Annotated in this window: 34 protein-coding genes and 1 pseudogene; 23 read left to right on the top strand and 12 right to left on the bottom strand. The window is 69.0% G+C overall.

Annotated features, from left to right (window positions below):
- Nucleotides 1-71: 71 nt before the first annotated feature.
- The 4 genes from ABZT04_RS30100 to ABZT04_RS30085 all read right to left on the bottom strand — a co-directional run bounded on the left by ABZT04_RS30100 (nucleotide 72) and on the right by ABZT04_RS30085 (nucleotide 3,598).
- Nucleotides 72-284 (bottom strand): hypothetical protein, encoded by a 213-nt coding sequence (locus tag ABZT04_RS30100; RefSeq protein ID WP_356060123.1) that lies wholly within the window; start codon nucleotides 282-284, stop codon nucleotides 72-74.
- Nucleotides 285-334: 50 nt separating this feature from the next.
- Nucleotides 335-1,531: a trypsin-like peptidase domain-containing protein gene (locus tag ABZT04_RS30095; RefSeq protein WP_356060122.1), complete on the bottom strand. Its 1,197-nt coding sequence runs from the start codon at nucleotides 1,529-1,531 to the stop codon at nucleotides 335-337.
- Nucleotides 1,532-1,672: 141 nt separating this feature from the next.
- Nucleotides 1,673-2,701: a LacI family DNA-binding transcriptional regulator gene (locus tag ABZT04_RS30090; RefSeq protein WP_355909937.1), complete on the bottom strand. Its 1,029-nt coding sequence runs from the start codon at nucleotides 2,699-2,701 to the stop codon at nucleotides 1,673-1,675.
- 96 nt (nucleotides 2,702-2,797) lie between these two features.
- On the bottom strand, nucleotides 2,798-3,598 hold the full coding sequence (locus ABZT04_RS30085) for a response regulator transcription factor (RefSeq protein WP_356060121.1): 801 nt from the start codon (nucleotides 3,596-3,598) through the stop codon (nucleotides 2,798-2,800).
- Nucleotides 3,599-3,802: 204 nt separating this feature from the next.
- On the opposite strand from ABZT04_RS30085, the gene ABZT04_RS30080 reads away from it, so the two are divergent.
- The 7 genes from ABZT04_RS30080 (at nucleotide 3,803) to ABZT04_RS30050 (ending at nucleotide 8,891) form a co-directional block, all read left to right on the top strand.
- Entirely contained in the window at nucleotides 3,803-4,687 is an 885-nt protein-coding gene (locus ABZT04_RS30080; RefSeq protein ID WP_356060120.1) for an alpha/beta fold hydrolase, read from the top strand.
- Between the two features lie 54 nt (nucleotides 4,688-4,741).
- Nucleotides 4,742-4,996, top strand: a complete 255-nt coding sequence (locus ABZT04_RS30075) for a MoaD/ThiS family protein (RefSeq protein ID WP_356060119.1) — start codon at nucleotides 4,742-4,744, stop codon at nucleotides 4,994-4,996.
- An 8-nt stretch (nucleotides 4,997-5,004) separates the two neighbouring features.
- Complete coding sequence (locus ABZT04_RS30070; protein ID WP_356060118.1) at nucleotides 5,005-6,117, top strand: hypothetical protein; 1,113 nt, start codon at nucleotides 5,005-5,007, stop codon at nucleotides 6,115-6,117.
- 129 nt (nucleotides 6,118-6,246) lie between these two features.
- Nucleotides 6,247-6,987, top strand: a complete 741-nt coding sequence (locus ABZT04_RS30065; protein ID WP_356060117.1) for a DUF2993 domain-containing protein — start codon at nucleotides 6,247-6,249, stop codon at nucleotides 6,985-6,987.
- Nucleotides 6,988-7,393: 406 nt separating this feature from the next.
- The gene (locus tag ABZT04_RS30060; RefSeq protein WP_356060116.1) at nucleotides 7,394-8,233 is read left to right on the top strand and encodes a sulfurtransferase; all 840 of its coding nucleotides are present in this window, start codon (nucleotides 7,394-7,396) and stop codon (nucleotides 8,231-8,233) included.
- Nucleotides 8,234-8,265: 32 nt separating this feature from the next.
- A complete protein-coding gene (locus ABZT04_RS30055; protein WP_149509380.1) occupies nucleotides 8,266-8,553 on the top strand; it encodes a DUF1416 domain-containing protein in 288 nt (95 codons plus the stop codon).
- 77 nt (nucleotides 8,554-8,630) lie between these two features.
- Nucleotides 8,631-8,891 carry a DUF3099 domain-containing protein gene (locus ABZT04_RS30050; RefSeq protein WP_355909956.1) on the top strand — a complete coding sequence of 87 codons (261 nt, stop codon included), beginning with the start codon at nucleotides 8,631-8,633 and terminating at the stop codon, nucleotides 8,889-8,891.
- Nucleotides 8,892-8,904: 13 nt separating this feature from the next.
- On the opposite strand, the gene ABZT04_RS30045 is transcribed toward ABZT04_RS30050, so the two are convergent.
- Complete coding sequence (locus tag ABZT04_RS30045; protein ID WP_356060115.1) at nucleotides 8,905-9,279, bottom strand: hypothetical protein; 375 nt, start codon at nucleotides 9,277-9,279, stop codon at nucleotides 8,905-8,907.
- Here ABZT04_RS30045 and ABZT04_RS30040 point away from each other — a divergent pair.
- Nucleotides 9,278-9,652 carry a VOC family protein gene (locus tag ABZT04_RS30040; RefSeq protein WP_356060114.1) on the top strand — a complete coding sequence of 125 codons (375 nt, stop codon included), beginning with the start codon at nucleotides 9,278-9,280 and terminating at the stop codon, nucleotides 9,650-9,652. The genes ABZT04_RS30045 and ABZT04_RS30040 overlap by 2 nt on opposite strands.
- Here ABZT04_RS30040 and ABZT04_RS30035 read toward each other — a convergent pair.
- The 3 genes and pseudogenes from ABZT04_RS30035 to ABZT04_RS30025 all read right to left on the bottom strand — a co-directional run.
- A pseudogene (locus ABZT04_RS30035) lies at nucleotides 9,642-10,050 on the bottom strand (methyltransferase); the annotation flags it as partial. The gene ABZT04_RS30040 and the pseudogene ABZT04_RS30035 sit on opposite strands and share 11 nt — an antisense overlap.
- Before the next feature lie 262 nt (nucleotides 10,051-10,312).
- Nucleotides 10,313-10,561 carry a hypothetical protein gene (locus tag ABZT04_RS30030; protein ID WP_356060113.1) on the bottom strand — a complete coding sequence of 83 codons (249 nt, stop codon included), beginning with the start codon at nucleotides 10,559-10,561 and terminating at the stop codon, nucleotides 10,313-10,315.
- The gene (locus tag ABZT04_RS30025) at nucleotides 10,558-10,923 is read right to left on the bottom strand and encodes a hypothetical protein (protein WP_356060112.1); all 366 of its coding nucleotides are present in this window, start codon (nucleotides 10,921-10,923) and stop codon (nucleotides 10,558-10,560) included. The genes ABZT04_RS30030 and ABZT04_RS30025 overlap by 4 nt, the downstream gene beginning before the upstream one ends.
- Before the next feature lie 168 nt (nucleotides 10,924-11,091).
- On the opposite strand from ABZT04_RS30025, the gene ABZT04_RS30020 reads away from it, so the two are divergent.
- Complete coding sequence (locus ABZT04_RS30020) at nucleotides 11,092-11,934, top strand: helix-turn-helix transcriptional regulator (protein WP_356060111.1); 843 nt, start codon at nucleotides 11,092-11,094, stop codon at nucleotides 11,932-11,934.
- Nucleotides 11,916-12,113: a DUF397 domain-containing protein gene (locus ABZT04_RS30015; protein ID WP_355909974.1), complete on the top strand. Its 198-nt coding sequence runs from the start codon at nucleotides 11,916-11,918 to the stop codon at nucleotides 12,111-12,113. Before ABZT04_RS30020 ends, ABZT04_RS30015 begins: the two co-directional genes overlap by 19 nt.
- On the opposite strand, the gene ABZT04_RS30010 is transcribed toward ABZT04_RS30015, so the two are convergent.
- Complete coding sequence (locus tag ABZT04_RS30010) at nucleotides 12,107-12,469, bottom strand: DsrE family protein (protein ID WP_356060110.1); 363 nt, start codon at nucleotides 12,467-12,469, stop codon at nucleotides 12,107-12,109. The genes ABZT04_RS30015 and ABZT04_RS30010 overlap by 7 nt on opposite strands.
- 215 nt (nucleotides 12,470-12,684) lie before the next feature.
- On the opposite strand from ABZT04_RS30010, the gene ABZT04_RS30005 reads away from it, so the two are divergent.
- From ABZT04_RS30005 to ABZT04_RS29980, 6 genes are all read left to right on the top strand, one after another.
- Nucleotides 12,685-13,326: a hypothetical protein gene (locus ABZT04_RS30005; protein WP_356060109.1), complete on the top strand. Its 642-nt coding sequence runs from the start codon at nucleotides 12,685-12,687 to the stop codon at nucleotides 13,324-13,326.
- Nucleotides 13,323-14,132, top strand: a complete 810-nt coding sequence (locus tag ABZT04_RS30000) for a hypothetical protein (protein WP_356060108.1) — start codon at nucleotides 13,323-13,325, stop codon at nucleotides 14,130-14,132. Before ABZT04_RS30005 ends, ABZT04_RS30000 begins: the two co-directional genes overlap by 4 nt.
- Nucleotides 14,129-14,974: a hypothetical protein gene (locus ABZT04_RS29995; protein WP_356060107.1), complete on the top strand. Its 846-nt coding sequence runs from the start codon at nucleotides 14,129-14,131 to the stop codon at nucleotides 14,972-14,974. Before ABZT04_RS30000 ends, ABZT04_RS29995 begins: the two co-directional genes overlap by 4 nt.
- Nucleotides 14,975-15,156: 182 nt before the next feature.
- Nucleotides 15,157-15,732: an FABP family protein gene (locus tag ABZT04_RS29990; RefSeq protein WP_355909989.1), complete on the top strand. Its 576-nt coding sequence runs from the start codon at nucleotides 15,157-15,159 to the stop codon at nucleotides 15,730-15,732.
- A gap of 15 nt (nucleotides 15,733-15,747) precedes the next feature.
- Nucleotides 15,748-16,197, top strand: coding sequence for a transcriptional repressor (locus ABZT04_RS29985; RefSeq protein ID WP_356060106.1), 450 nt, complete (start codon nucleotides 15,748-15,750; stop codon nucleotides 16,195-16,197).
- A gap of 10 nt (nucleotides 16,198-16,207) precedes the next feature.
- Entirely contained in the window at nucleotides 16,208-17,182 is a 975-nt protein-coding gene (locus ABZT04_RS29980) for a folate-binding protein (RefSeq protein WP_356060105.1), read from the top strand.
- A 29-nt stretch (nucleotides 17,183-17,211) separates the two neighbouring features.
- On the opposite strand, the gene dtd is transcribed toward ABZT04_RS29980, so the two are convergent.
- Entirely contained in the window at nucleotides 17,212-17,637 is a 426-nt protein-coding gene (gene dtd, locus ABZT04_RS29975; protein ID WP_356060104.1) for a D-aminoacyl-tRNA deacylase, read from the bottom strand.
- A gap of 200 nt (nucleotides 17,638-17,837) precedes the next feature.
- Between dtd and ABZT04_RS29970 the strand changes: the two genes are divergently transcribed.
- From ABZT04_RS29970 to ABZT04_RS29950, 5 genes are all read left to right on the top strand, one after another.
- Nucleotides 17,838-18,434 (top strand): aerial mycelium formation protein, encoded by a 597-nt coding sequence (locus tag ABZT04_RS29970; RefSeq protein ID WP_356060103.1) that lies wholly within the window; start codon nucleotides 17,838-17,840, stop codon nucleotides 18,432-18,434.
- 15 nt (nucleotides 18,435-18,449) lie between these two features.
- Nucleotides 18,450-19,400, top strand: a complete 951-nt coding sequence (locus ABZT04_RS29965) for an asparaginase (protein ID WP_356060102.1) — start codon at nucleotides 18,450-18,452, stop codon at nucleotides 19,398-19,400.
- Between the two features lie 52 nt (nucleotides 19,401-19,452).
- Nucleotides 19,453-20,331, top strand: a complete 879-nt coding sequence (locus ABZT04_RS29960; RefSeq protein WP_356060101.1) for a winged helix-turn-helix domain-containing protein — start codon at nucleotides 19,453-19,455, stop codon at nucleotides 20,329-20,331.
- On the top strand, nucleotides 20,331-21,020 hold the full coding sequence (locus ABZT04_RS29955; RefSeq protein WP_356060100.1) for an HAD family hydrolase: 690 nt from the start codon (nucleotides 20,331-20,333) through the stop codon (nucleotides 21,018-21,020). Before ABZT04_RS29960 ends, ABZT04_RS29955 begins: the two co-directional genes overlap by 1 nt.
- A gap of 132 nt (nucleotides 21,021-21,152) precedes the next feature.
- Complete coding sequence (locus ABZT04_RS29950; RefSeq protein ID WP_356060099.1) at nucleotides 21,153-22,412, top strand: GNAT family N-acetyltransferase; 1,260 nt, start codon at nucleotides 21,153-21,155, stop codon at nucleotides 22,410-22,412.
- Nucleotides 22,413-22,550: 138 nt separating this feature from the next.
- Here the strand turns inward: ABZT04_RS29950 and ABZT04_RS29945 are convergent, their stop codons facing one another.
- Nucleotides 22,551-22,736, bottom strand: coding sequence for a hypothetical protein (locus ABZT04_RS29945; protein ID WP_356060098.1), 186 nt, complete (start codon nucleotides 22,734-22,736; stop codon nucleotides 22,551-22,553).
- Nucleotides 22,737-22,897: 161 nt separating this feature from the next.
- Here ABZT04_RS29945 and ABZT04_RS29940 point away from each other — a divergent pair, with 161 nt between their 5' ends.
- Nucleotides 22,898-23,809, top strand: coding sequence for a GntR family transcriptional regulator (locus tag ABZT04_RS29940; protein WP_356060097.1), 912 nt, complete (start codon nucleotides 22,898-22,900; stop codon nucleotides 23,807-23,809).
- Nucleotides 23,810-23,820: 11 nt separating this feature from the next.
- Here ABZT04_RS29940 and ABZT04_RS29935 read toward each other — a convergent pair whose 3' ends face one another.
- Complete coding sequence (locus ABZT04_RS29935) at nucleotides 23,821-24,009, bottom strand: hypothetical protein (RefSeq protein ID WP_356060096.1); 189 nt, start codon at nucleotides 24,007-24,009, stop codon at nucleotides 23,821-23,823.
- A gap of 137 nt (nucleotides 24,010-24,146) precedes the next feature.
- Between ABZT04_RS29935 and ABZT04_RS29930 the strand changes: the two genes are divergently transcribed.
- Nucleotides 24,147-25,025, top strand: a complete 879-nt coding sequence (locus tag ABZT04_RS29930) for a GntR family transcriptional regulator (RefSeq protein WP_356060095.1) — start codon at nucleotides 24,147-24,149, stop codon at nucleotides 25,023-25,025.
- The last annotated feature ends 22 nt before the right edge of the window (nucleotides 25,026-25,047 follow it).

Below are 25,047 nucleotides of genomic sequence, written 5' to 3'. Positions count from 1 at the left end.
GGCTGGTCGCAATCAGCCTCGCATGTTTCCCGGCTGGCGCGTAAAGAGGAAGGGACGGACAAAGGGTGAGATCAGCCCCGCACCGCGGTCAGCCGGTTCAGCGGCACCTTGCGGTGGTGCGGGCGGGCCGCGCTGGTGCGCAGCCCCATCAGCTCCGGTGCGGACACCACTTCCGGCGCCCGCGTCGGCGTCTGCGGCGCGTGCAGTTCGTACGCCACCCCGAGGGCCAGGCCGAGACCGGCCGCTCCGGTGTCGGTCACCGTGTGCGAAACCTGCTTGATCATGACGTACTCCCTACTGGACTGGTCGCTGAACTGAGCGTTGGAGCCTTGATCTAGCTGTCGGAGCCGCCCGCCCGCAGCGAGGCCAGGTCCGCCTTGACGGTGTTGATCGGGATGGCGAAGCCGATGCCGATGCTGCCGGCGTCGGACGAGGAGGACGAGGAGGAACTGGACGAGTACATCGCGGAGTTGATGCCGATGATGTTGCCGTTCGCGTCGATCAGCGCACCGCCGGAGTTGCCGGGGTTGAGGGACGCGTCGGTCTGGATCGCCTTGTACGTCGTCGTGGACGAGCCGGTGTCGCCGTTGAACTGCTGACCGCCGAACTGGAAGGGCCACTGGCCGCTGCCGCCGCCCGAGCCCGAGCCCTGGCTCTGGCTCTCGTCGGTCGAGACGGTCACATCACGGTTCAGGGCGGAGACGATGCCGCTGGTGACCGTGCCGGTGAGCCCCTCCGGGGAGCCGATCGCGACGACCGTGTCGCCGATCTGGACGCCGGCGGAGTTGCCGAGCGTGGCGGCCCTCAGGCCGGAGGCGTTCGACAGCTTGAGGAGCGCGAGGTCCTTCTTGCTGTCGGTGCCCACGACCGTCGCGGTGTAGGACTTGCCGTCGCTCGTCTTGACCTTGACCGAGGTGGCGCCGGAGATCACGTGGTTGTTGGTGACGATCTCGCCGTTGCTGGTGATGATCACGCCCGCGCCGGTCGACGTTCCGTTGCTGAGGGTGGCGCTGACCTCGACCACGCTGGGGCTGACGGCCGCCGCGATGGAGGCGACGTCGCCCTTCTTGCTGGAGGGCACGACCGCCGTGGTGGTGCTGGAGGTGGCGACGGTGTCCTTGCCGGTCAACTGCTGGAAGGCGTAGGCGGTACCGCCGCCGACGGCCGCGGCGACGATCGCCACGGCGGCGAGCAGCGCTATCGGGCCGCGGGTCCGCTTCTTCGGCTTGGGCGCTTCGGCCTGGACGGGAGTGAGGAGAGCCGTGTCGCCGCCGCCACCGTGGCCGTCACCGCCGTAGGCACCGCCGTCGGCGCCGAAGGCGGCCTGCGGGGCGGGCGCGGGGGCGGCCGTCTGGCCCGGCCATACCGTCGTACCCGGCTCGACGGTGACCGGCTGCTGCGGCTGGTGGGCCGGCGGGGGCGGCCACTCAGGGTTCACGGGAGAAGAAGCGTGCTGCTGCTGGGGGTACGCCTGCGGCTGGTCGCCCTGGGGGGTCTCGTACTCGCCGCTGCGGCGGAAGCTCTCGGTCATGGAAAAGAGACTGTCGCGTGATCATGAGAGGTACCTGAGTCCCCGCTGAGAAGCCCGACAGAACCTCGTATGCCCGATATAAAGACGCCGGAGCCCCGAGAATTCGGGGAATCCGGCGAATCCGAGAGGTGTCAGGAGGCGTCAGGCCGTCTCGCAGCCGCAGGACTGCCGTATCACCAGACGCGACGGGAACACCTTCAGCCGCTCGCGCCGCGAGCCCGCCACCCGCAGGCCGTCGTCGAGGACGAGGTCCACCGCCGCGCGGGCCATCGCGGGGCGGTCCGAGGCGATCGTTGTCAGCTTCGGGTCCGCGAGGGCCGCTTCCTTGATGTCGTCGAAGCCGATGACGCCCAGTTCGCGCGGTACGTCGATGCGCAGCTCGCGCGCGGCCCGCAGCAGGCCGATCGCCTGGTCGTCGGTGGAGCAGAAGATCGCGGGCGGCCGCTGGGGCCCGGCGAGGATCCCGAGGGCGACCTGGTAGGCGTCGTAGCGGTTGTACGGCGCCTCGAACAGGCGGCCCTCGGTGGGCAGCCCGGCCTCGGCCATCGCGCGCCGCCAGCCCTCGACGTGGTCGGAGACCGGGTCACCGACGGACGGAGTCTCCGCCGTACCGCCCATACAGGCGACGTAGTCATAGCCGTGTTCGAGGAGGTGGCGTACGGCGAGCTGGGCGCCGCCGAGGTCGTCCGTCACCACGGCGACGTCGTCGATGGCCTCGGGGCGCTCGTGCAGGAGGACGACCCGGGCGTCCCAGGCGTCGATCTCGGCGGCGGCGAGGTCGTTCAGCGCGTGGCTGACGAGGATCAGGCCGGAGACGCGCATCCCGAGGAACGCGCGCAGATAGTGGACCTCGCGCTCGGCCACGTAGTCGGAGTTCCCGACCAGGACCATCTTTCCGCGCTCGGACGCGGCCTGTTCCACCGCGTGCGCCATCTCCCCGAAGAAGGGCTGGCGGGCGTCCGGCACGATCAGGCCTATGAGGTCCGTACGCCGGGACGCCATGGCCTGGGCCACCCGGTCCGGCCGGTACCCCAGTTCCTTGATCGCGGCGAGGACACGCTCGCGCGTGGCCGGGGCAACCGGCCGGGGTCCGTTGTTGATGACATAGCTGACAACGGCGGTCGAGGTACCCGCCAGCCGCGCCACATCATCCCGAGTCACCTTGGCCACGCGCGGAGTCTACGCGGATGGACCCGCTCTGGGCAGGGCGTATGGAACTTCTCCGCAGCTTCTCTGTGCGGAAGCAATGCCCTGCCCCGGAGCGGCTTACGCCTCGGCCGCGATCTCGGCCGCGTCCAGGGCGGCCGTGTCGGCCGTCTCGTCCGCATCCTCCGGCTTTGCACCGGCGCGAGCCGCGCTTGCCTTGAGCTTGGCCTCTTCGCCGCCCCGGTCACCCTTCTCCGGCGTAACGAATCGATAACCAACGTTCCGGACGGTCCCGATCAGCGACTCGTGCTCGGGTCCGAGCTTGGCGCGCAGGCGTCGGACGTGGACGTCGACCGTCCGCGTGCCGCCGAAGTAGTCGTAGCCCCAGACCTCCTGGAGCAGTTGGGCGCGGGTGAAGACGCGGCCCGGGTGCTGCGCGAGGTATTTGAGGAGCTCGAACTCCTTGAAGGTCAGGTCGAGGACCCGGCCCTTGAGCTTCGCGGAGTACGTCGCCTCGTCCACGGAGAGATCGCCGTTGCGGATCTCCATGGGGGAGTCGTCGTTGACGATCTGCTGGCGGCCCATGGCCAGCCGCAGTCGCGCCTCGACCTCGGCCGGACCGGCCGTGTCGAGCAGTACGTCGTCGATGCCCCAGTCGGCGGTGACGGCCGCGAGGCCGCCCTCGGTGACGACGAGGATGAGCGGGCATCCGGGTCCGGTGGACCTCAGGAGCTGACACAGGCTGCGTACCTGAGGCAGATCCCGGCGGCCGTCGATGAGGATGACGTCGGCACCGGGGGTGTCGACGAGTGCGGGGCCTTCCGCCGGTGCCACGCGCACGTTGTGCAGCAGCAGGCCAAGGGCCGGAAGCACCTCCGTCGACGGCTGGAGGGCATTGGTCAGGAGCAGCAGAGAACTCATATGTCTGGTTCCTCCTCGGTCCCTGCGAGGACGTTTGCGGCACTGCGGCGTTGCGGCACTGCTTCTGTGGTCCCGGGGGCGCTGTATCACCGGCGGCCACCTGGGGTTTCCCGAGGTTTCCCGTGTCGTATACAACGCTCCTGAAAGCACAAAAGGACCCGGGGGCTTCGCTGCCCGAGTCCTCTGTCCAGCAGAATAGCCCACATGAGCGCTGGTACGGCAGGTCATGTGGCACGATCCACCGTTCGTCCGAACTCTGAGACGATCAGACCTACACCTTTGCGGACGTTTCTGCACACCGACGACGGTGTGACGATCGATTCCGTATACGAACCGAGGGCGGCCGTATACGACGCCTCCCCGCCACCTTCCGGTGATCTGGTGTTCGTCGTGGCGCACGGTTTCACGGGCGATGTGGACAAGCCGCATGTGCGCCGGGTGGCCGGGGCGTTCGCCCAGTACGGGGCCGTGGTCACCTTCTCCTTCCGGGGGCACGGGCGGTCCGGCGGGCGGTCCACCGTCGGCGACCGCGAGGTGCTCGATCTGGCCGCCGCGGTGGCCTGGGCCCGTGAACAGGGGCATGCGCGTGTGGTCACTGTGGGCTTCTCGATGGGCGGTTCCGTGGTGCTGCGGCACGCGGCGCTCTACGGCCCGCAGAAGCACCCGGACGGGCAGGGGCGCGGAGGGCGCACGGATGCGCACACGGACGCGGTGGTTTCGGTGAGTGCGCCGGCCCGCTGGTACTACCGGGGCACGGCCCCCATGCGCAAGGTGCACTGGCTGGTGACCCGCCGCGAGGGCCGGCTCGTGGGCCGCTACGGCCTCAAGACCCGTATCGATCACAGCGGTTGGGACCCGGTCCCGCTCTCCCCGGTGGAGGCGGTCCCCAGGATCGCCCCGACCCCGCTGCTCGTCGTGCACGGCGAGATCGACGGCTACTTCCCCCTCGACCACCCCCGCATGCTGGCCGCGGCCGCCGGTGACCACGCCGAACTCTGGCTGGAGCCCGGCATGGGCCACGCCGAACACGCGGCCACCGACGACCTGCTGGCCCGCATCGGGCGCTGGGCCGGTTCACAGGAGAGCTAGCCTGGCGGTTGTCGATACCGAGTTGGTCGACCCTGATCGATTGAGGAAGAGCGGATGGCAAAGGTCACGGTGCGCTACTGGGCCGCCGCGAAGGCCGCGGCCGGGACCGCCGAGGAGCCGTACGAAGCGGCCACCCTCGACGAGGCCCTCGGCGCGGTACGCGAGCGACACCCCGGGGAACTCGCCCGCGTACTGCTGCGATGCTCGTTCCTCGTCGACGGTGACCCCGTGGGCACCCGCGGACATGAGACGGTACGGCTGGCCGAGGGCGGCACGGTCGAGGTGCTCCCGCCGTTCGCAGGAGGATGAGCGCACCGATGAGCAACCAGCCGTACGAGGGCTACGGCGAGGGCTACGACCCCTACGCCGCCCAGCAGCAGCAGGCGCAGCAGCCGCAGCAGGCGCAGGCGTGGCCCGGCCATCAGCAGCAGGCGTACGACGACCCGCAGGCGGCCCAGCAGTACACCCAGCAGTGGCAGGGCCAGACCTGGGACACCCAGGTCCACCAGACCACGCCCGCGGCCGCCGACACGGCGTACCTGCCACCGCAGAACTACCAAGCGCCGCCGCAGAGTTACGACCCGTACGCGCAGGCTCCGAGACCCGAGACGCCGGCTCCTGCCCCCGCCCCCGAGGAGGGCTACGGCCCCTCCACCCTCTCCGGGAACGCCCGCATCACCGACGCCCAGCGGGCCCGGCTCGAAGGCCGCTCGCCGATCATCGAACCCGGGATGCAGCCCGCCGGCCTCACCGCCTTCCTCGCGCTGCTGCTCTCCGTCACCGCGCAGATCGGGTCGTACGCCCTCGTCGTCCCGCTCGTCGTGCTCCAGGCGGTCACGGCCGCGGGCTGGTTCCGGCTGAACGGAATGTGGCCCGCCCGGCAGGGCATCGCGCTGGCCTTCGCGGGCGCGCTCGTCGCGGACGTGGTGCTGCTGGCGGCCGGGCGGGAGAACGGCCCGGCCGCGATCCTCGGCACGCTGGGCGTGTGGGTCCTGCTCTCCCTCGTCATGCAACTGCGCTCGCACGCCGACCCGGACACCCGCATCCAGAGCCTGATGGCGACCGTCGCCTCGGCGGCCCTGGCCATCGTCGCGGCCGGCCACCTCGCGGCCGACCCGGACGCGGTCACCGTCGGCGCGGCGGCGATCGCGGTCGCGATCCTGGCCCGCGCGCTCCCGCTGCCTACGGTGGCGTCGGTCGTCGTCTCCCTCCTCGCGGCCGCCGGTGCGGGCATCGCGGTCGGCGGGATGACGGGCCTCGGCGCGAAGGGCGCGCTGCTCGGCGCGGGCGCGGCGGTCTGCGCCCTCATCGGCCACCGCGTGGCGAGCTACGACTACCCGTCCCGGTTCGTCCACTTCACGGCGGGAGTGGCGCTGCCGCTGGCGGTCGCGGCTCCGGCGGTTTACGTGTTGGGCCGCGCACTGGCGTAGTTAAGAGCCCTGTCACAGGTGATCGACAATTCCCGGTCGCACCCGCTCCGCAGGACTACTCTCGCGCTCGGCGGCCACCAGGTCGTTGTACCGCTTTCTTCGACGACCGCCAGGTGGGGGATCACCGTCATGCGTGGGCTACGAATACTTCTGATCGTCGTGGTGGTTCTGGGCATCCTGTTCGTGGTCGTGGACCGGGTCGCGGTCTACTTCGCCGAGGACGAGGCGGCGTCCAAGGTGAAGACGACGGAGAACCTGGCCACCACCCCCGACGTCTCCATCAAGGGTTTCCCCTTCCTCACCCAGGTCGCCTCCGGTGAGCTGGACGATGTGGAGCTCGGCATCAAGACCTACGAGGCGCCCACGGGCAACACCGACGGCGGCGCCTCCACGATCCGGATCGACGACCTCAAGGCCGACATGAAGGACGTCAAGTTCTCCGGCGACTACAGCTCCGCCACCGCGGCCAGCGCGACCGGCTCCGCGAGCATCTCCTACGACGAGCTGCTCAAGGCCGCCAAGTCCCAGCCGACGGACGTCTTCACCGGGGTCAAGGCCCAGATCGTCAGCCTCTCCGACGGCGGCGCCGGCAAGATCAAGGCCGACATGAAGGTCACGGTCACCGGTGTCGGGACGACGACGTACCCGGTGCTCAGCACGGTCACCGTCGACGGCGACACCGTGAAGGTGCACGCCGACAACCTGCCCAAGCTGGTCGTCGACCTCGCCGACTCCCGGATCCGCTCGATCACCGACTTCCAGCAGACGATCGACCAACTGCCGGGCGGTGTGAAGCTGGACAGTGTGCAGGCCCAGCAGGGCGGTGTGGAGATCAAGGTGAAGGGTTCGAACGTCAAGCTGGCCGGGTAGGGACGTGTCCGAGGAGCGAGACGCCCGCGTCCGGAGCGGGGATGGCGATGAGGTGTGACGACAGCCACGGAGGCCCGGAGACCCCGCCACCGCACCCCTGGCATGGATTCTGTCTCACATCACGGACGATCGCGTCTCAAAATACGACACACCGGTGACATGCCCGGTTATCCGTCCCTACGATCGACCCCATGAGGCAACAGGCGGATTTCACGAAGCGGCGGGCAGTGGACCTGTGCCGCGTCGCCGCCATGCTCTGTCGCACCTTCTGAGCGGAAGCGCAGACTCCCGCATTCCCGCGCGCCCTGAACAGCGCGCCTGTGCGCTGCCCTGAACTCGGACGCGAGCGCACCCCCCTCTCACGCACCGCACCGCACCGCCGCAACTGCCCCGGAGGAGAACGAACATGAGCCGCAGTGACGTCCTGGTCGACGCCGACTGGGTCGAGGCCAATCTCGACAACGCCGACATCGCCATCGTCGAGGTAGACGAGGACACGTCCGCGTACGAGAAGAACCACATCCGCAACGCCATCCGGATCGACTGGACCAAGGACCTCCAGGACCCGGTACGCCGTGACTTCGTCGACCAGGAGGGCTTCGAGAAGCTCCTGTCCGGCAAGGGCATCGCCAACGACACGCTGGTGATCCTCTACGGCGGCAACAACAACTGGTTCGCCTCGTACGCCTACTGGTACTTCAAGCTCTACGGCCACGACAACGTCAAGCTGCTCGACGGTGGCCGCAAGAAGTGGGAGCTGGACGCCCGCGAGCTGGTGGAAGAGGTGCCCTCGCGCCCCGCCACCGACTACAAGGCCAAGCCGCAGAACAAGGCGATCCGAGCGTTCCGTGACGACGTGGTGGCGGCGATCGGTTCGCAGAACCTGGTCGACGTGCGGTCCCCCGACGAGTTCAGCGGCAAGCTGCTCGCGCCGGCCCACCTCCCGCAGGAGCAGTCGCAGCGCCCGGGCCACGTCCCGTCCGCCCGCAACATCCCGTGGTCGAAGAACGCCAACGACGACGGCACCTTCAAGTCGGACGACGAGCTCAAGGAGCTCTACGCCGAGGAGCAGGTCGACCTCGCCAAGGACACCATCGCGTACTGCCGTATCGGCGAGCGCTCGGCCCTGACCTGGTTCGTGCTGCACGAGCTGCTCGGTGTCGAGAACGTCAAGAACTACGACGGTTCCTGGACCGAGTACGGCAGCCTCGTCGGCGTGCCGATCGAGCTCGGCGCCAACAAGTAAGTCCGCCCCTTTCAAGACCTCTGGAGAAGCACATGTGTGGAGCGAAGGCCGGCGGCCCCGACGCCTCGACGATCAAGCCCGGTGAGACCACGATCCAGGGCCAGGTGACGAAGGACGGCGAGCCCGTGGTCGGCTACGTCCGCCTCCTGGACTCGACCGGCGAGTTCACCGCGGAGGTCCCGACCTCCGCGACGGGCCAGTTCCGCTTCTACGCGGCCGAAGGCACCTGGACCGTCCGCGCCCTCGTCCCGGGCGCCACCGCCGACCGCACGGTCGTCGCCCAGACGGGTGGCCTCTCCGAGGTGGCGATCGCGGTCTGACGCCGGCACCTGACCACTGAGGGGCCGCACCTTTCGTGGGTGCGGCCCTTTGGCGTGCCCCGGCCTACCCTGGAACCATGCTGGCACGCCGCCGTCGCACCTATTTCGTCATGATGGGCATCTGCATCACGCTGTTCGTCCTGGCCTGGGGAGTCGTACGGATCTGGTCGGTCCCGGCGGCCGTGGCGATGTGTGTGGTGGCGATGGTCATCCCCCCGTTCGCCGCGATGGTCGCGAACCGCAGGGGCCCCGACGACCGCTGGTGGGACGACCCCTCGGGCGACCCGAAGTCCGACGAGTGGTGGGACGAACTGGACGGCAAGAAGCGCCGCCAGTAGCTCGAGAGACGCGTCAGCGGTCCCGGGCCACGGTGACCAGCATGGGCGCCCGCACCCCGGCCGCCGCGGCACAGTCGGCGAGGACCTCACCCAGCCACCCCACGGCGTCGCACGACCACTCCGCGAGTTCACCCCGCAGGACGAGGGTGTCCGACGCCGGGCCGCCCCAGAAGGTGTCGTCGAAGGGCGGCGGCGGGAGGTCGTCGGGGACGACGCCGGCGAACCACTCGACCGTCAGCAGGGACGGCACCCTCGCATACGCGGGCCGGGACGCCGTGTCGATCGCCTGCACGGGCAGCAGATGCGACATACCGCGGAAGGGGCGAAGCCCGAGTGGTGGTGGGATGGGCTGGACGGCAGGAGGCGGTGCCAGTAAGAAGGCGGGCATGTCGCCTACGAGACTGTCCGCCGTCGTGCTCGACGCGTATGACGCGCACGAGTTGGCCGACTTCTATCAGCGCCTGCTCGGGTTTGTGGTGCGGGAGGAGGAACCCGACTGGGTGGTCATCGGCCCGCCCGACGGGGGTACCGGCCTCTCCTTCCAGACCGAGCCCGAGTACGTCCCGCCCCTGTGGCCCACCCGGAACCCCGGTGAGCAGCAGATGATGATGCATCTCGACATCGAGGTCGACGACCTGGAGGCCGAGACCGCGAGGGCGCTGGCGGAGGGGGCCAGGCTCGCCGAGTATCAACCCCAGGACGACGTACGGGTGTTCTTCGATCCGGCGGGACATCCGTTCTGCCTGTGGATCAGCCGCTAGCCAGGCGCCACAGCGAGGTGACCTCCGCGGCGCGGGCGGTGTGGAGGGGATCCGTGGTGTCCCTCGCTCGCGGGTGCCGCGGTTTCGTGTCGATCCTGTCCAGCACATGGAGCCCAGCTCCCTCGATGACGGTCAGCAACTCCTCACGCGTCCTCAGCCCGAGGTGCTCGGGTCGACGGCAGACGTCGGACGGCCGGGAATCCAGGGCGGGTTGCAGACGACGAGGTCGGCGCGGCCGTCGGGAAACAGGCATGGGCGAACGCGGTACGGGGAGCACCCCCACCGTGGTTCGCCTGCGCGACCAGGTCCACGTACTCGCCCCTGAGCGGGGAGAACACGCCGTAGTGCGGGTGGATGCGGGCGTCGAGCGCCGGTACCTCGACGCCCTTCGCACGCCAGACGGTAGGCGCTGTCGGCTTTCATGCGGTCATCGGCGACGACGACCCGTCCCGGAAACGGTGCGGCGCTCTCGGAATGCCAACGGGCGGAACGGATGGTGTGGGCCCGTACTCCTCGTGATCGAACGTGCGGGGGCACGAAGAGCACTTCGACGAGGAGCAGGAGAAATGGCCCGGGTTACTACGGCAGGGCTACCGCTCCCGCGTCGAAGCGCGAGAGGAGAAGTCGCCGAGAACCATGCCGAGCGTCACGACCAGGCCGTCAGCTCGCCGCGATGATCGCCATCAGCAGGCCACCGATGCAGAGGGCCGTCAACGCCCCGGTCCAGAAGGAGTCTTCGCGCAGTACTCGGGGCGGCCGGAACCGTCGGCGCCGGGTGCGCGGCTCGGGGACGGGCTGCGGCTCGGGCGGTGGCTCCTGTGGTCGTGCCGGAGGCTGGGGCATGAGGGGCGGCGGCATGGCCCAGCCCGGGGGCACCTGGATCAGTTGGTGAGGAAGCGGTCGTTTCATGCGGGGTGGGCCTCACTCCGGTGCTTGCGCAGCAGGACGTTCGTGTCGGTCTCGGCGCTGTGGTCGCGCTCCGCCCGTGCGGTGGACCGGAGTTCGGAGAGTTCCGCGCAGGTCGCACAACCGGCGTCCGCCCGGGGAGCGTCGAGAACGAGGAACGGCGCGTCGGTCCGCGCGCGGCTGTTCGCCGCGCGGACCCCGGCGCTCAGCCGCTCCTGATCCGTCGCCGGCCGCAACGACCCCGGGTCCGCCTGCCATTCCCGCCCACCGCCCACGGGACGCAGCAGCGCGTACGGGCCCGACTTGTCCTGGTACTCGCCGACCTTGTTGGTGGCGGGGTCGTAGAGCAGGGCTCCGGGTTCCATCGGCTTCTCCTCCTTTTTGTGTAACTTCCTTACAGAATGCGACAGTTGAACTACTCTGTGCATTCCTGGGTGTTACGAGGATGCCCCAGGCCGGAGGCGGACACGGCGCTGAACTGGTCAACTTCACCGCCGGTCAATGAAATGCGGCAAATTCCACAGGAGGTTGCGATGCCCCAACGGCTGGTGGTCACAGAGCTGAGCCATGAGCCCAGGAAGCGATTCCCCGAGGAGCTACGGCGGTTGAGGAACGAGCGCGGCATGAGTCTGCGCGAGCTGGCGAAGGTACTCGGGTGGGACGCGTCTCTGTTCGGCAAGATGGAGAGCGGGGCGACGCTGGGTGGGCCCGAGGTCGTACAGGCGCTGGATCAGTACTACGGGACGTCGCCGTTGCTACTCACCTTGTGGGAGATGGCAGTTGGGGACCCGACGCAGTTCAAGGAGCAGTATCGGCGGTACATGTTGTACGAGGCTGATGCGGTGAGTCTGTGGCACTACGCCGCGAGTGCGCCGCCGGGCCTGCTCCAGACGGAGGGGTACATGCGCGAAGCGCTCGCAGCGGGCGGCGCCAAGGGCAAGGTGCTGGAGCAGCAGGTCGAAGCACGCATGGGCCGAGGAAAGTTGCTGGAGGGGGACGAGGCGCCTCCCTTCCGCGCCATCATCTCCGAAGCGGTGCTGCGCATGGGACTGCGCGACAAGCGGGCCTGGCGCGAGCAGTTGGAGTTTCTGGCGGAGGCGGCGGAGCGTCCGAACATCACGCTCCATGTCCTGCCGTTCGGCGCCGGATTGCACGGCTTGACGAACACCAACACGATGTTCCTGAGGCTGTTGGACGGCAGCACCGTGGTCTACGCCGAGAACGATGTGCGCGGCGAACTGATCGAGGAATCCAGCCGGGTTGAGCGGCTGCAGCGTGCATATGATGCGGTACGCGACCTGGCGCTGGCCCCGGCCGAGTCGCGGATGTTCATTCTGCGGCTGTTGGAGGAACTACCGTGCGAGCCATCGACCTGACCAACGTGACGTGGCGGAAGAGCAGTTACAGCAACACCGACGGCGGCGAGTGCGTCGAGGTCGCCCCCAACCTCCCCGCCCTCGTCCCCGTCCGCGACAGCAAGAACCCCACCCACGGCACCCTCCTCTTCGGCGCGGGCGCCTGGTCGGAGTTCGTGGGCTCAGTCAAGGGTCAGTAGACCAGCGCCTGCGTCCCGTCGGCCATCGCCTCCTGTACGAACACCTGCGCCCCGGCGATCCGTACGTTCTCCAGCACATCCTTCTCGGTGATGTCCCGCCGTGCCGCGCACTGGGTGCACAGGGTGACGCGGCCGGCCGCGAGGATCGAGTCGAGCAGGTCCGGCAGTGGGGCCGCGTGCGGGAGTTCGAACTCGGCGGCGCGGCCCGGCAGCGCGAACCACGCGGACTCGCCGGTCAGCCACAGTGAGACGTCCACCCCGCTGGCCACGGCCACCGCCGCCACCGTGAACGCCTGCGAGCAGCGTTCGGGGGCGTCGGCCCCCGCGGTCACCTTGATCACGAGCTTCTTCGCCATGACCGAATCGTAATCAACTTCCTTACAACTCCCTGCAACAGCCATGGGTCTCCTGTGCGCGCGCATATGGAATGCGCATGCCATGTTCCGTGGGGGACGTTGTGGAAGTACCTGAACCTGAAACACCCGAGCCTGAAACACCGGGGCCCCAAACGCCCGCAGGGGCACCGCCCCGCCGCCGTGGGCGCACCACCCTCCTCATCGCCGTCGCCGCCGTGCTCGGTGTCGTAGCCGGTACGTGCACGGGTTTCCTCGTGCAGGCCGACCGCGCACCCGACAAGCTGCCCTCGCTCGCGCAGCAGACGCTGACGCAGGCGAAGGGGCCCGCTCCCGAGCCGCTCTCGGCGGCCGAGGACCACTCGGTCAAGACGGACGGCGACCTGCGCAAGCTCCTGCTCAAGCGGCCGAGCGGGGCGCAGGACCCCGAGAACACCGTCGGCAGTGACGGCTGGCTGGACGTGGCCGGCTACGCCGAGTTGTTCACGGAGCCGGACGAAGCCCTGGGCTACCAGATCCGTGAGGAGTTCCGGCGCGCCGCCGTCACCAACTGGTCGCAGGGGACGCTCGATGTGGCGGTCACCCTGGTGCAGTACCGCCAGGAGGTCAACCTCGGGGCCTCCGACGCCGCCTCGGACGGCTACTACTACGCCGACGACACGGCCGGCACCCACAGTTGGGCCATCCCGGGCACGGGCGACGGCATGGCATACGTCCACGGCGAGGAGTACGACGAGTACAGCGCCGAGGCACACGCCTGGCGCGGCGACGTGGCCATGGAGATCTGGCTCTACGACATCAAGCCGATCCCGAAGAAGACGATCATGGATCTGGCCGAGCGGCAGATGGAGCGGCTGTGACCGAGAACCAGTTCGGCGTCGGGCAGGTGGACCTCGACGGGTCCACGGAACCGGTCACGACCCCGGCCCCGAAGAAGCCCGTCCGCAAGGGCCGTATCGCCGCGATCACCGGCTGCTCGCTGCTCGCCGTCGCTCTCCTCGGCGGGGTCGGGTACACCGTGGTGACCGTGAACGGCGCCGACCGGGACGCGGGTGCCCCCACGTGGAAGTTCCCCAAGGCCGCCGCGGCGCAGAAGGCGGCTCCGGCCAAGGGGCTGCGGGGCATGTTGCAGCCGTACACCGCCAGTGGGTATGTCCGTGGGCCGGACATCGCCGAGTTCGGTTCCGACGCCCTGCTCAGCGGGCGTGAGGCCACCGGGCTGCGCAAGGAGGAGATCAGCGACCTGCCCCGCTCCCAGCGGCTCCTCCTGGAGAAGCAGATCGACCGGGAGAAGATCAAGGGCATCGCGATGCGCAGCTACCTCTACCCCTCCTCCGAGGACACCAACGCCTTCACCGTCGAGGTCCAGCTCGCCCAGATGGACGAGAAGGCCGCGCGGAACATCGCCACGTACGGGAACCAGGTCTTCGACGCCCTGACCGAGTTCCGCAAGGGCCCCACCATCCAGGGCCACAAGAACACGCGCTGCTTCCTGCCGGAGGCGGAGGCGGGGGAGAAGCTCCGCGAGATGCTCTGCTCCGGATACGAGGGCGACGTCCTGGTCACGCTCACCGCGTCCGGGACGAAGTCGATGGACACGAAGGGGATCGCGTCGTTCCTGCGCCAGCAGCTCGAACGCATCACGACGACGGGGGAAGCGGTATGACCGAGCAGCAGCAGGAGCATCAGTTCGTGATCCCGCCCATGCCGGAAGCGCCCCCGCTGGTGCCCCCGGCCGCCCCCAAGGACCGCCGTGTCCTGCGTGCAGCCCTGCGCTGGACCGCCGCCGTCGTGGTGTTCGCGGTGGCCGGGACGGGGACGGCGTACGGCATCACGCAGATGAAGCGGTCCGACGTACCCGGTCTGGCGACCGCGTCCGACGGCCGCTGGGACTACCCGGAGATCACCCGGGCACCCCTGCCCTCCGGCAGCCCGGGACCGTTCGCCGCGGACAACAAGGCCATCGCCCACTACGCGGACCAGCGCGCGCTGGTCCTGCCGGCGCCCAAGGGCGCGAAGGCGGACGCGTCGCTGCGCGGCACGGACGGCTGGCTGCCGACGAAGACGTTCCTCGCGCAGTACGCCGACCCGGACGACCGCAAGGCGCTCGGCCAGAAGCTGACCGACGACGGCCTCAGGCACATCGCGGCCCGCGGCTGGACCACACCGGACGGCACACGCACCCGGATCTACCTGCTCCAGTTCGGCACCGCGATCGTCGCGGACGAACTGTTCTCACCCGGTCTCATCTCGTACGACAGCCCGGTCTACGCCCTGGCCGGTGCCGAGGCCACGACGTATGACGACGCGATCAAGGACGGGATCCTCGCCGTGAACGTCAAGGCATCGGCGTACGACGAGGACAAGCCGTACGGCGCCGAGCAGGTCCGCCAGGCCTATCTCTCGGCCGGTGACACCCTCGGGCTGATCGTGCAGTCCCGCAAGGGCGGCGCGAAGGAGGTCCCCTTCCAGCAGACGGTCACCCTGCAGAGCCAGCTCCTGGGCTGACGACTAAGCTGGGGCCGGCCCTGCGTACGTACCGCACCGCGCTCACCAAGGAGCACCCGTGGAGATCTTCTTCGAAACCCTGCTGGTCCTCGTCTGCGTCGGCGTCATCGCCTTCGCCGGACTGAGCGTGAAGAAGCTGTACCAGGGCCAGCGCTGACCCCCATCGAGGAACTGCAGACCCCATGATCGAGATCCCGTCCGACCTCCACAAGGACCTGGTCCCCCTCGTCTTCCTGCTCGGCGACTGGGCCGGCGCCGGTGTGCACGACTTCCCCGGCTCCGAGAAGTGCAACTTCGGCCAGGAGGTCACGTTCAGCCACGACGGCCGTGACTTCCTGGAGTACCGCTCCCACACCTGGGTCCTGGACAACGACGGGAACAAGGTCCGCCCGCTGGAGACCGAGTCCGGTTTCTGGCGCATCGACGCCGACCGCAAGGTCGAGGTCACGATGACGCGCGACGACGGCGTCGTCGAGATCTGGTACGGCGAGCTGGCCAAGCAGAAGCCCCAGATCGACCTGGTCACGGACGCCGTGGCCCGCACGGCCGCCTCCGGCCCCTACACCGGCGGCAAGCGTCTCTACGGCTACGTCAAGAGCGACCTCATGTGGGTCGGCGAGAAGCAGACCCCCGAGGTCGAGCTGCGCCCCTACATGTCCGCCCACCTGAAGAAGGTCGTCACCCCGGAGGACGTCGAACGCTGGGCGAAGGCCCTCCCGGACGACATGCCGGACGACGGGATCGCTTTCTTCAAGTAGCTCTAGACTTCCAGTGTGGTGAGCACCGACTGGAAAAGTGATCTGCGGCAGCGCGGCTACCGGCTGACCCCGCAGCGGCAACTCGTGCTCGAAGCCGTGGACACCCTGGAGCACGCGACCCCCGACGACATCCTCACCGAGGTGAAGAAGACCGCGTCGGGGGTCAACATCTCCACGGTGTACCGCACCCTGGAACTCCTGGAGGAGCTGGAGCTGGTCAGCCACGCCCACCTCGGGCACGGGGCGCCGACGTACCACCTCGCCGACCGGCACCACCACATCCACCTCGTCTGCCGTGACTGCACGAACGTCATCGAGGCCGACGTGGAGGTGGCCGCCGAGTTCCGGGCCAAGCTGCGGGACACCTTCGGCTTCGAGACGGACATGAAGCACTTCGCGATCTTCGGCAGATGCCGCGACTGTTCCATGAAGACTTCAGGTGAGTCTGCAATTACCGAGTCGTAGGCTTACGGGTATGAAGAGCCCCCTGCTGTCCCTGCCCGGCGCCGTCCCCGCCGAAGGAGTGGACGAAGGCGTCGCCGCCCACTACGGCGACCTGTTCCGCGAGCAGCGCACCCTCGCCGACGGCACCGGTTTCGTGGACCTCTCGCACCGCGGGGTGGTCGCGGTCACCGGCGACGACCGGCTGAGCTGGCTGCACCTGCTGCTCACCCAGCACGTCAGCGACCTGCCCGTGGGCGTGGCCACCGAGGCGCTGATCCTCTCCGCGCACGGCCACATCGAGCACGCCCTGTACCTCGTCGACGACGGCACCACGGTGTGGATGCACACCGAGCCGGACACCCAGGAGGCGCTGATCGCCTACCTGGAGTCGATGAAGTTCTTCTACCGCGTCGAAGTCACCGACCGCACAAGCGAGTTCGCGGTCGTGTACGTCCCGGCCGGCTCCATCGCCGAGGTCCCGGAGGGCGTGGTCGTACGCGAGACGCCCTACGGCCGTGATCTGTTCCTCCCGCGCGCCGACCTGGAGTCCTATGCCGAGGACACCGACAAGCACGGCCCACCGGCGGGCATCCTGGCCTACGAGGCGCTGCGCGTCGAGCACCACCGCCCCCGCCTCGGCTTCGAGACCGACCACCGCACCATCCCGCACGAACTGGGCTGGATCGGTACGGCCGTTCATCTCCAGAAGGGCTGCTACCGGGGCCAGGAGACCGTCGCCCGCGTCCAGAACCTGGGCAAGCCCCCGCGCCGCCTCGTCTTCCTCCACCTCGACGGCAGCGAGGTCCATCTCCCGGGCCACGGCGCCGAGTTGCGCCTCGCGGAGGAGGGGGCGGACGGCCGGAAGATCGGCTTCATCACGACGTCCGTACGGCACCACGAACTCGGCCCGATCGCCCTCGCGTTGGTGAAGCGGAACGTGCCTCTCGACGCGCGCCTGCTGGCGGACACGACGGCGGCGGCGCAGGAGACGGTCGTAGAGCCTTAGGTCTCTGTGGTCTCTGTGGTCTCTGGGTCTCAGAGGTCGATGACGACGGTGAACGGTCCGTCGTTCGTCAGGGAGACGCGCATCTGGGCGCCGAAGCGGCCTGTGGCCACCGTGGCGCCCAGGGCGCGGAGTTGGGCGACGACCTCGTCGACCAGCGGCTCCGCCACATCGCCGGGGGCGGCCGCGTTCCAGGTGGGGCGGCGGCCCTTGCGGGCGTCGCCGTAGAGCGTGAACTGGCTGATGACGAGCAGGGGTGCGTCGATGTCGCTGCACGACCTCTCCTCGTGCAGCATGCGGATCGACCAGAGTTTTCGGGCCAGTTGGGCCGCCTTCTCCTTGGTGTCCTCGTGGGTGACGCCGACGAGGACGCACAGGCCCTCGCCGTCGATCGCCCCGACCGTCTCGCCCTCGACGACGACGCTCGCGCCGTCCACTCTCTGCACCACCGCACGCATGGGACCCATGATGCCGTGCGGGCGGGAGCGGCTCGGAAGGGGCCCGGAAGGGGCACGCAGGGCCCCGGGAGGGGCCGTAGGGTAGCCCATTTTTGTTCCTTAACCCCCCATCTGGGGCCGTTCGGGGGCACTCGGTCACATTATGGCCACTTGGGGTGGCACGATGCTTGCACGAGCCGGTCGAGGGGACGGTAGAGCACATGAGCACACCGAACACCGGGTGGCTGGGAGTTCACCGGCCGCCCGTGCAACGCACGGAGACCGGCGGCCCGCTGCTGGCCGCCGAACCGACCGCACCCGACCTGACCGAGCTGCGGCTCCCGGCGCTGCGCACGCTGCGCCGCGACGCGCAGCGCGACGAGGCCGACCTCAGTTACGTACGACGGCTCCTCCAGGGGCGGATCGACATCCTGCGGTCGGAACTGGCGCGCCGCTCCCCGGCGGGCGCGGCCTCCGCGGTCGATCTGTCCGGGGCCGACCTGGTCGACCGGTTGTCGGAGATCCTCACCGACGCGCCCGCCCGGCACCGCTCCTCGGCCCGGCACCTCACGCTGGGCACCCCGCAGAGCGAGGAGTCCCGGCTGCTGGCCGCCGAGATGCTCGCCGAGGTCGAGCTCTCGGACCTGGAGGCGCGCACCGACCTGGAGCTGACCACCGCGATGGGCCGGCTCGTGCGGTACGAACAGCAGGTGTCCCGGCGCCGTCAGCTCCTGCAACACACGGTCGACGGCTGCAGCTCGGAGATCGCCCGCCGGTACCGTGAGGGGGAGGCGCAGGTGGACGACCTGCTGGTGTGAGGCGAGGAGCACCGGATGAGGGATTCTGACGTCGCACCCCCCGTGCTGGCCGAGGTCGTCCGCTCGGGCTTCGTGGAGAGCCGGCACCGCGGCAGCCTGGTGATCCTGGCGCCGGACGGCTCGGTGGAACGGTCCCTGGGCGACGTGACCACTCCCATCTTCCCCCGCTCCTCCAACAAGCCGATGCAGGCGGCAGGAGTCCTGCGCGCCGGCCTGGACCTCACCGGCGAACGCCTGGCCCTGGCCGCCGCCAGCCACTCCGGCGAACTCTTCCACCGCGATCTCGTACGTCGACTCCTCGTCGAACACGGCCTGGACGCGGGCCAGTTGCAGTGCCCGCCGGACCTCCCGCTGGACCCGGTCGAGCAGGAGGCGTACCTGGCGTCGGGCGCGGTGCGCGACCGCGTGGCCATGAACTGCTCGGGCAAGCACACGGCGATGCTCGCGGCTTCAGCCCTGCGAGGCTGGCCCTTGGATTCCTACCTCGCCCCCGATCACCCGCTCCAGCAACTCATCCACAGGGTTGTGGAGGAAGCGGCGGGCGAGCGGGTGGCCGCCGTAGGCACGGACGGTTGCGGCGCCCCACTCATGGCGATCACCCTGACCGGCCTGGCCCGAGCCTTCCGCTCCTTCGTCCTCGCCACCCCGGGCTCCGCCGAACGCCGGGTCGCCGACGCGATGCGCGCCCACCCCGAATACGTTGCCGGCACCCGCCGCCCCGACACCTGGCTGATGCGCGCGGTACCGGGAGCGCTGTCGAAGATGGGCGCGGAGGCGGTCCAGGCGGTGGCGCTGCCGGACGGGCGGGCGCTGGCGTTCAAGGTGGAGGACGGGGGTGGACGGGTGTTGGGGACTGTGTTGGGGCGGGTGTTGGGGTTGATGGGGGTGGATGTGGGGGAGCGGTTGGGGAGGGTGGCTGTGCTGGGCGGGGGGCGTGAAGTGGGGGAGATCCGGGCGGTGTTCTGAACACCGGCTTCCCGCGGACCCTGGCCGTCTCCGACTGCGACGGTTGTACCGTTTGGTCGTGACCCACGAGAACGTGGCAGTGAACGGCAGCAGAAGCTTCTCGCCCCAGGAGATCGCCGACGCCTTGAGGGAACGGATTCGTGCCGGTGATCTCAAGGCGGGTGACCGTCTGCCCACCCAGGCCGATCTGGCCGAGGAGTTCGGGGTGGAGCGGGGGACCGTACGGCAGGCGCTGCGGGTTCTTCAGGAGGCGGGATTGCTGACCAGTGTCAGCAAGGGGAGTCCGCCGCGGATCGCTGAGCGGACCTCCGCGGCGGATGACCCCCAGCCGACGATGGTGGGGTTGGCGCCGCGGCTGACCGAGGCGTTCTCGGTGCCGGACGTGCGCATAGACGTCGTGTGCCTCACCGCCGAGACACTGATGGTGGCCATCGGCGAACCCCTCCGCCAGATCCACGAGGGCCGCCTCAGCCCCCGGTCGATCGAGGTCCGCCTGCTGGTCCCGTCCAGGGAGATCACCCTCGCCTTCCCCGTCCCGGTCGACGGCACCGCCGAGGACGATCCGGTCCACCAGCGCTGGCTGTCGATGCGCAACGCCCAGGGGCAGGTGCTCCAGCACAACCTGCTGGCGCTGCGGGCCACCTACGGCATGGAGGTGAAGGTCACCTTCCGCGCCCTCCCCTTCACCCCACCCGTGAAGCTGTATCTCCTCAACGGCGAGGAGGCGCTGCTCGGTTACTACATGCTCACGAGACGGGAGGAGGAGTTCGGCAGCCAGACCATGGACATGTACGACGTCCTCGGCTCCCAGTCCCTCCTCTTCTCCTTCCTGCGCCAGACCGGCGAGCGGGACGCCGCGTTCGTAGAGCAATCGCAGAAGTGGTTCGACGCCCTCTGGGAAACCGTCACGACCGACCTGACACTCTCCTAGTGACTCCTGAACTGATCACCGGTGCTCGCTTCGTCCTTTTCGACTTCGACGGTCCCATCTGCCAACTGTTCTCGGGCCTTTCGGCCGCGGAGAACGTGGCGAAGGACCTGGTGTCCTGGCTGGAACGGCAGGGATTGAGTGAGCTGCTGACGCAGAGAGAGCGGCAACATCCCGACCCGCATGTCGTCCTTCACGCGGTCAGCAAGCGGCATCCACGCAGCGACCTGGTGGAGGAGTTGGAGGAACTGCTCACCCAGCACGAACTCAAGGCCGTCGACTCGGCGTTCCCCACCCCATGGGCGGATCCGCTCATACGCACCTGGAGCGCCATCGGCGTCCAACTCGCCGTCGCCACCAACAACTCACCGCGCACGGTGACGGAGTACCTCCACGGCCGAGGCCTGCTGGAATGCTTCACTCCGCACATCTACGGCCGCACGAACGACCTCGATCTGCTGAAGCCGAACCCGCACTGCCTGAACCGGGCGCTGCGCGGCATGGGCGCCGTCCCCGGGGACGCCCTGGTGATCGGTGACACGCCCTCGGACTGCGAAGCGGCACGGCGGGCGGGCGTTCCGTTCCTCGGTTACGCGCGTAACCCGTACAAGGAAACGTTGCTACGCAGGGCGGGGGCCGAGGCCATCGTGGACTCACTACAGCCGTTGCTGGAATTGGTGCGGCAGGGGTAGTTCTGGGCCTGGGGGCATCAGAAGGACGAGCACCACGGCCCGGAGCGAGCTGCCTCTCAAAGCCAGGGTCGGGCCGTGGTCATGCCCGGAAATTCCTGCGACACCCGACGACCGTGCACCTAGCGTGACTACATGAGCAGCCGCCATCAGGACCTCGCCGTACGCCCCATCACCACCCCCGAGATCCCCGACTGGATCCGCGCCCTCAACACCGGCTTCCTGCGAACTCCGGCCGTCTCCGACGAAGAGGTCGCCGACCGCAGCACCTACATCGACCCGCCCCGCACCCTAGGTGCCTTCGACTCCGGCCGCTGCGTGGCGACCTTCCGCTCCTTCCCCCAGGAGCTGACCGCGGTCGGCGGCACCCCCGTCCCCGCCGACGCCATCTCGAACGTCACGGTCACGGCCACCCACCGCCGCCGAGGCCTCCTGACCCGCATGATGGCCCAGGACCTCGCCGCGGCGAAGGAACGCGGCGACGTCGTAGCCACCCTCATCGCCGCCGAGTACCGCATCTACGGCCGCTACGGCTTCGGCCCCGCCACCACGGCGACCGAGTGGTTGATCGACACCACGCGGGCCGGCCTCGACCCCCGCTGGTCGGTTCCGGCGGACGGCGGCCGTATCGACTTGGTGGACGGCGAGGACGTACGCAAGCTGGGCCCCGAACTGCACGAGCGGCTGCGCGTCGCCCAGCCCGGCACGGTCACCAGAAACGACCGCTGGTGGCAGGTCAACACCGGTGCGCTGAGCCTGGACCGCGCTTCCTGGACCGAGCCGTTCTACGCCGTCTACCGCGCGGCCGACGGCGAGGTGCAGGGCCTGGCCGCCTACGTCTGCGACGACACCTGGACCGACGCCAAGCAGCCGCTCGACACGGCCACGGTGAAGGGCCTGATCGCCACCACCCCGGCCGCCGAACGCGCCCTGTGGCACCACCTCTGCTCCATCGACTGGGTGACGAAGGTCAAGTCGGGCTGGCGTTCCCCCGACGACCTGCTGCCCCTCCTGCTGCCGGACCCGCGCGCGGCCACGATCACGACCCAGGCGGACTGGCTGTGGGTGCGGATCCTGGATGTCGTACGGGCCATGGAGGCGCGGTCGTACGAGGGTGAGGGCACGTTGGTGTTCGAGGTGGCCGACGGGGCCGGACTGGCGGGCGGGCGCTACCGGTTGGAGGCTTCGGCGCAGGGGGCGTCCTGTGCGCCGACCACGGAGAGCGCGGAACTCACGCTGGATGTAAGGGAGTTGGCGACACTGTGGCTCGGGGACGAGTCGGCCGTACGACTTGCGGCGCTGGGCCGGGTCCGGGAAGAACGAGCGGGCGCCGCCCGAGTGGCCGACGCCCTGCTGCGTACGTCCAGGCGACCGTGGTGCCCGGACATCTTCTGAACCCCCTTTCCGCGGGGCGGATTGACGACTACTGATGATTCATCCGTAGCTGTTGCTGTTACTGCTGTTCAGTTGTGGTTGTTGTGCTTTGGTGCAGGCTGACCGGGCTCTCGGCTCCCCTCCAGGAGAGAGACCCGGTCAGCCGGACTGGGCGAGCAGCATCACGATGATGACCGCTCCGATACCACTGATCGTGGTGTTCTTCGCCTTGAGCCCGATGGAGAGGGCGGCGAAGGCGATGATGCCCATCGCGCCGTACTTCCACTGGAGGAGTTGCTCGAATCCGATGGCGAGGGCCGCGATGGCCAGGGCTGCGAATGGCACGGGATCCATCCTTCCGAGGCACCAGAACACCACCATCGGAAAGGTCGACCATATGAGTAAGTTGGTAGCCAACTTACTCCAGGTTTCGCCTTGTTGGAAGGAACTGGTGACCATCTGATGTATATCTGTCAAGAGATGGCATGAAGTTGTAGTGTTCCGGTGTGGACTCGGAAGACGCCTCCCATGAGGGGCGGCAGCGGGCGGAGCGGCCGTCGTGGACACACCGCAAGGTGGCCGACGAACTGGCCGACGAACTGCGCGGGCGGATCAGGTCCGGTGTGCTCAGGCCGGGCGAGCGCATGCCCACCCAGGCCAGGTTGGCGGACGAGTTCGGGGTCGAGCGCGGAGCAGTACGGCAGGCGCTGCGCATCCTGCAGTCCGAGCGTCTGCTCACCAACGTGTCCAAGGGGAGCCCGGCGACCGTGGCCCCCGACCCCGCCCCGGCCCTGACCGGCCCCGGAGCCCTGCCGCAGCCCACGACGGTGGGCCTCGCGCCGCGCATGGCGGAGGCGTTCGCGCAGCCGCACGTGGAGATAGAGGCCCTGTGTCTGACGGCCGTCTCCCTGACGCTGGCCATGGGCGAACCGCTGCGCCAGATCCACGCCGGACGACTGAAACCGGCCAAGGTCGACGTCCGGGTGCTGCTGCCGAGCAGCGACATCGAACTCGCCTTCCCCTCCCGGGTGGACGCCCCGACCGACAGCCGGCTGCAACGCCGCTGGCTGGCCCAGCGCAACGCCCAGGGCCAGGTACTCACCCACAATCTGCTGGCGCTGCGGGCCACGCACGGCATCGACGTCCATGTCTCCTTCCGCGCCCTGCCGTTCACCCCACCCGTGAAGCTGTACCTGCTCAACGGCTCGGAGGCACTCTTCGCCTACTACACGCTGAGCCGGCGTGAGGCGGAGATCGGCCACGAGCAGGTGGAGCTGTACGACGCGGAGGGCACTCAGTCGCTGCTGTTCGCCTTCGAACGGGGCGCGGGGTCGCGGGACACGTCGTTCGTGGAGCAGTCCTGCCTCTGGTTCGAATCGCTGTGGAACACCATCAGCCATGAGCTCCTCCTCCCGTGACGGTGGCCGGGTCACAACGCCGGCCTGGTGACGAGCAGGGCGAGTGCCACCGCACCGATCGTGCTGCAGGTGTGGTTGCGCGCCTTGATCCCGATGAGCAGCAGCAACAGCGCGATAACGCCGACCGGGCCGTATCGCCATCGGGCGAGCTGGTCGAACGTGACGAGGGCGACGGTGCCTACGAGACCGGTCACGCGCACGGCAGTGCCTCCTTGATCAGATGACCCTGCCAACTTAGAGAAGTTGGTTTCCAACTATAGCCCAGTTGTGCCAAGTTGGTCGACATCCATAAGCAACTTCCGTACAACTCCCCTCGAGTCGAGCAGAGTTGTACGGTTTGGTCGTGACTCCGGAGAACGTGGCAGTGAACGGACGCAGAAGCCTCCCGCCCCAGGAGATCGCCGACACCCTGCGCGACCGCATCCGCACCGGCGACCTCAAGGCGGGTGACCGCCTGCCCACCCAGGCCGATCTGGCCGAGGAGTTCGGGGTGGAGCGGGGGACCGTACGGCAGGCGCTGCGGGTTCTTCAGGAGGCGGGGCTGCTGACGAATGTGAGCAAGGGCAGTCCGCCGCGGATCGCGGAGCGGCCCGCCGTGCAGGACGATCCTCAGCCGACGATGGTGGCGCTGGCGCCGCGCGTGTCCGAGGCGTTCGCGGAGCCGCACGTACGGGTCGACGCGGCCTGTCTGACGGCCGAGAGTCTCCTGCTGGCGGTGGGAGAGTCGGTCCGGCTGATCCATGAGGGTCGCGTCCGTCCCAAGTCGATCGACGTCCGTGTGCTGCTTCCGTCCCGGGAGATCGCCCTCGCCTTCCCGGTCCCCGTCGACGGCCGAGGCGAGGACGATCCGGTCCACCAGCGCTGGCTGAGGATCCGCAATTCCCAGGCACAGGTGCTCCAGCACAACCTGTTGGCGCTGCGAGGCACCCATGGCATCGACGTCCATGTCACCTTCCGCGCACTGCCCTTCACGCCGCCCGTCAAGCTGTACCTGCTCAACGGATCGGAAGCGCTGATCGCGTACTACACGATCACGCGCCGCGAAGAGGAGTACAACAGCCAGACACTGGAGATGTACGACGCCCTCGGCTCCCAGTCCGTCCTCTTCTCCTTCCCGCGACAGGCCGGCGAACGGGACGCGGCCTTCGTCGACGAGTCCCAGAAGTGGTTCGACGCGCTCTGGGAAACCATCACGACCGACCTGACACTCGGTTAGCGCCGTCGGCTGCCGCCCGTTG

It is taken from the genome of Streptomyces sp. NPDC005492 (assembly GCF_040605995.1).
GTDB lineage: Bacteria > Actinomycetota > Actinomycetes > Streptomycetales > Streptomycetaceae > Streptomyces.
This window is presented reverse-complemented; position numbering and strand designations above follow the sequence as displayed.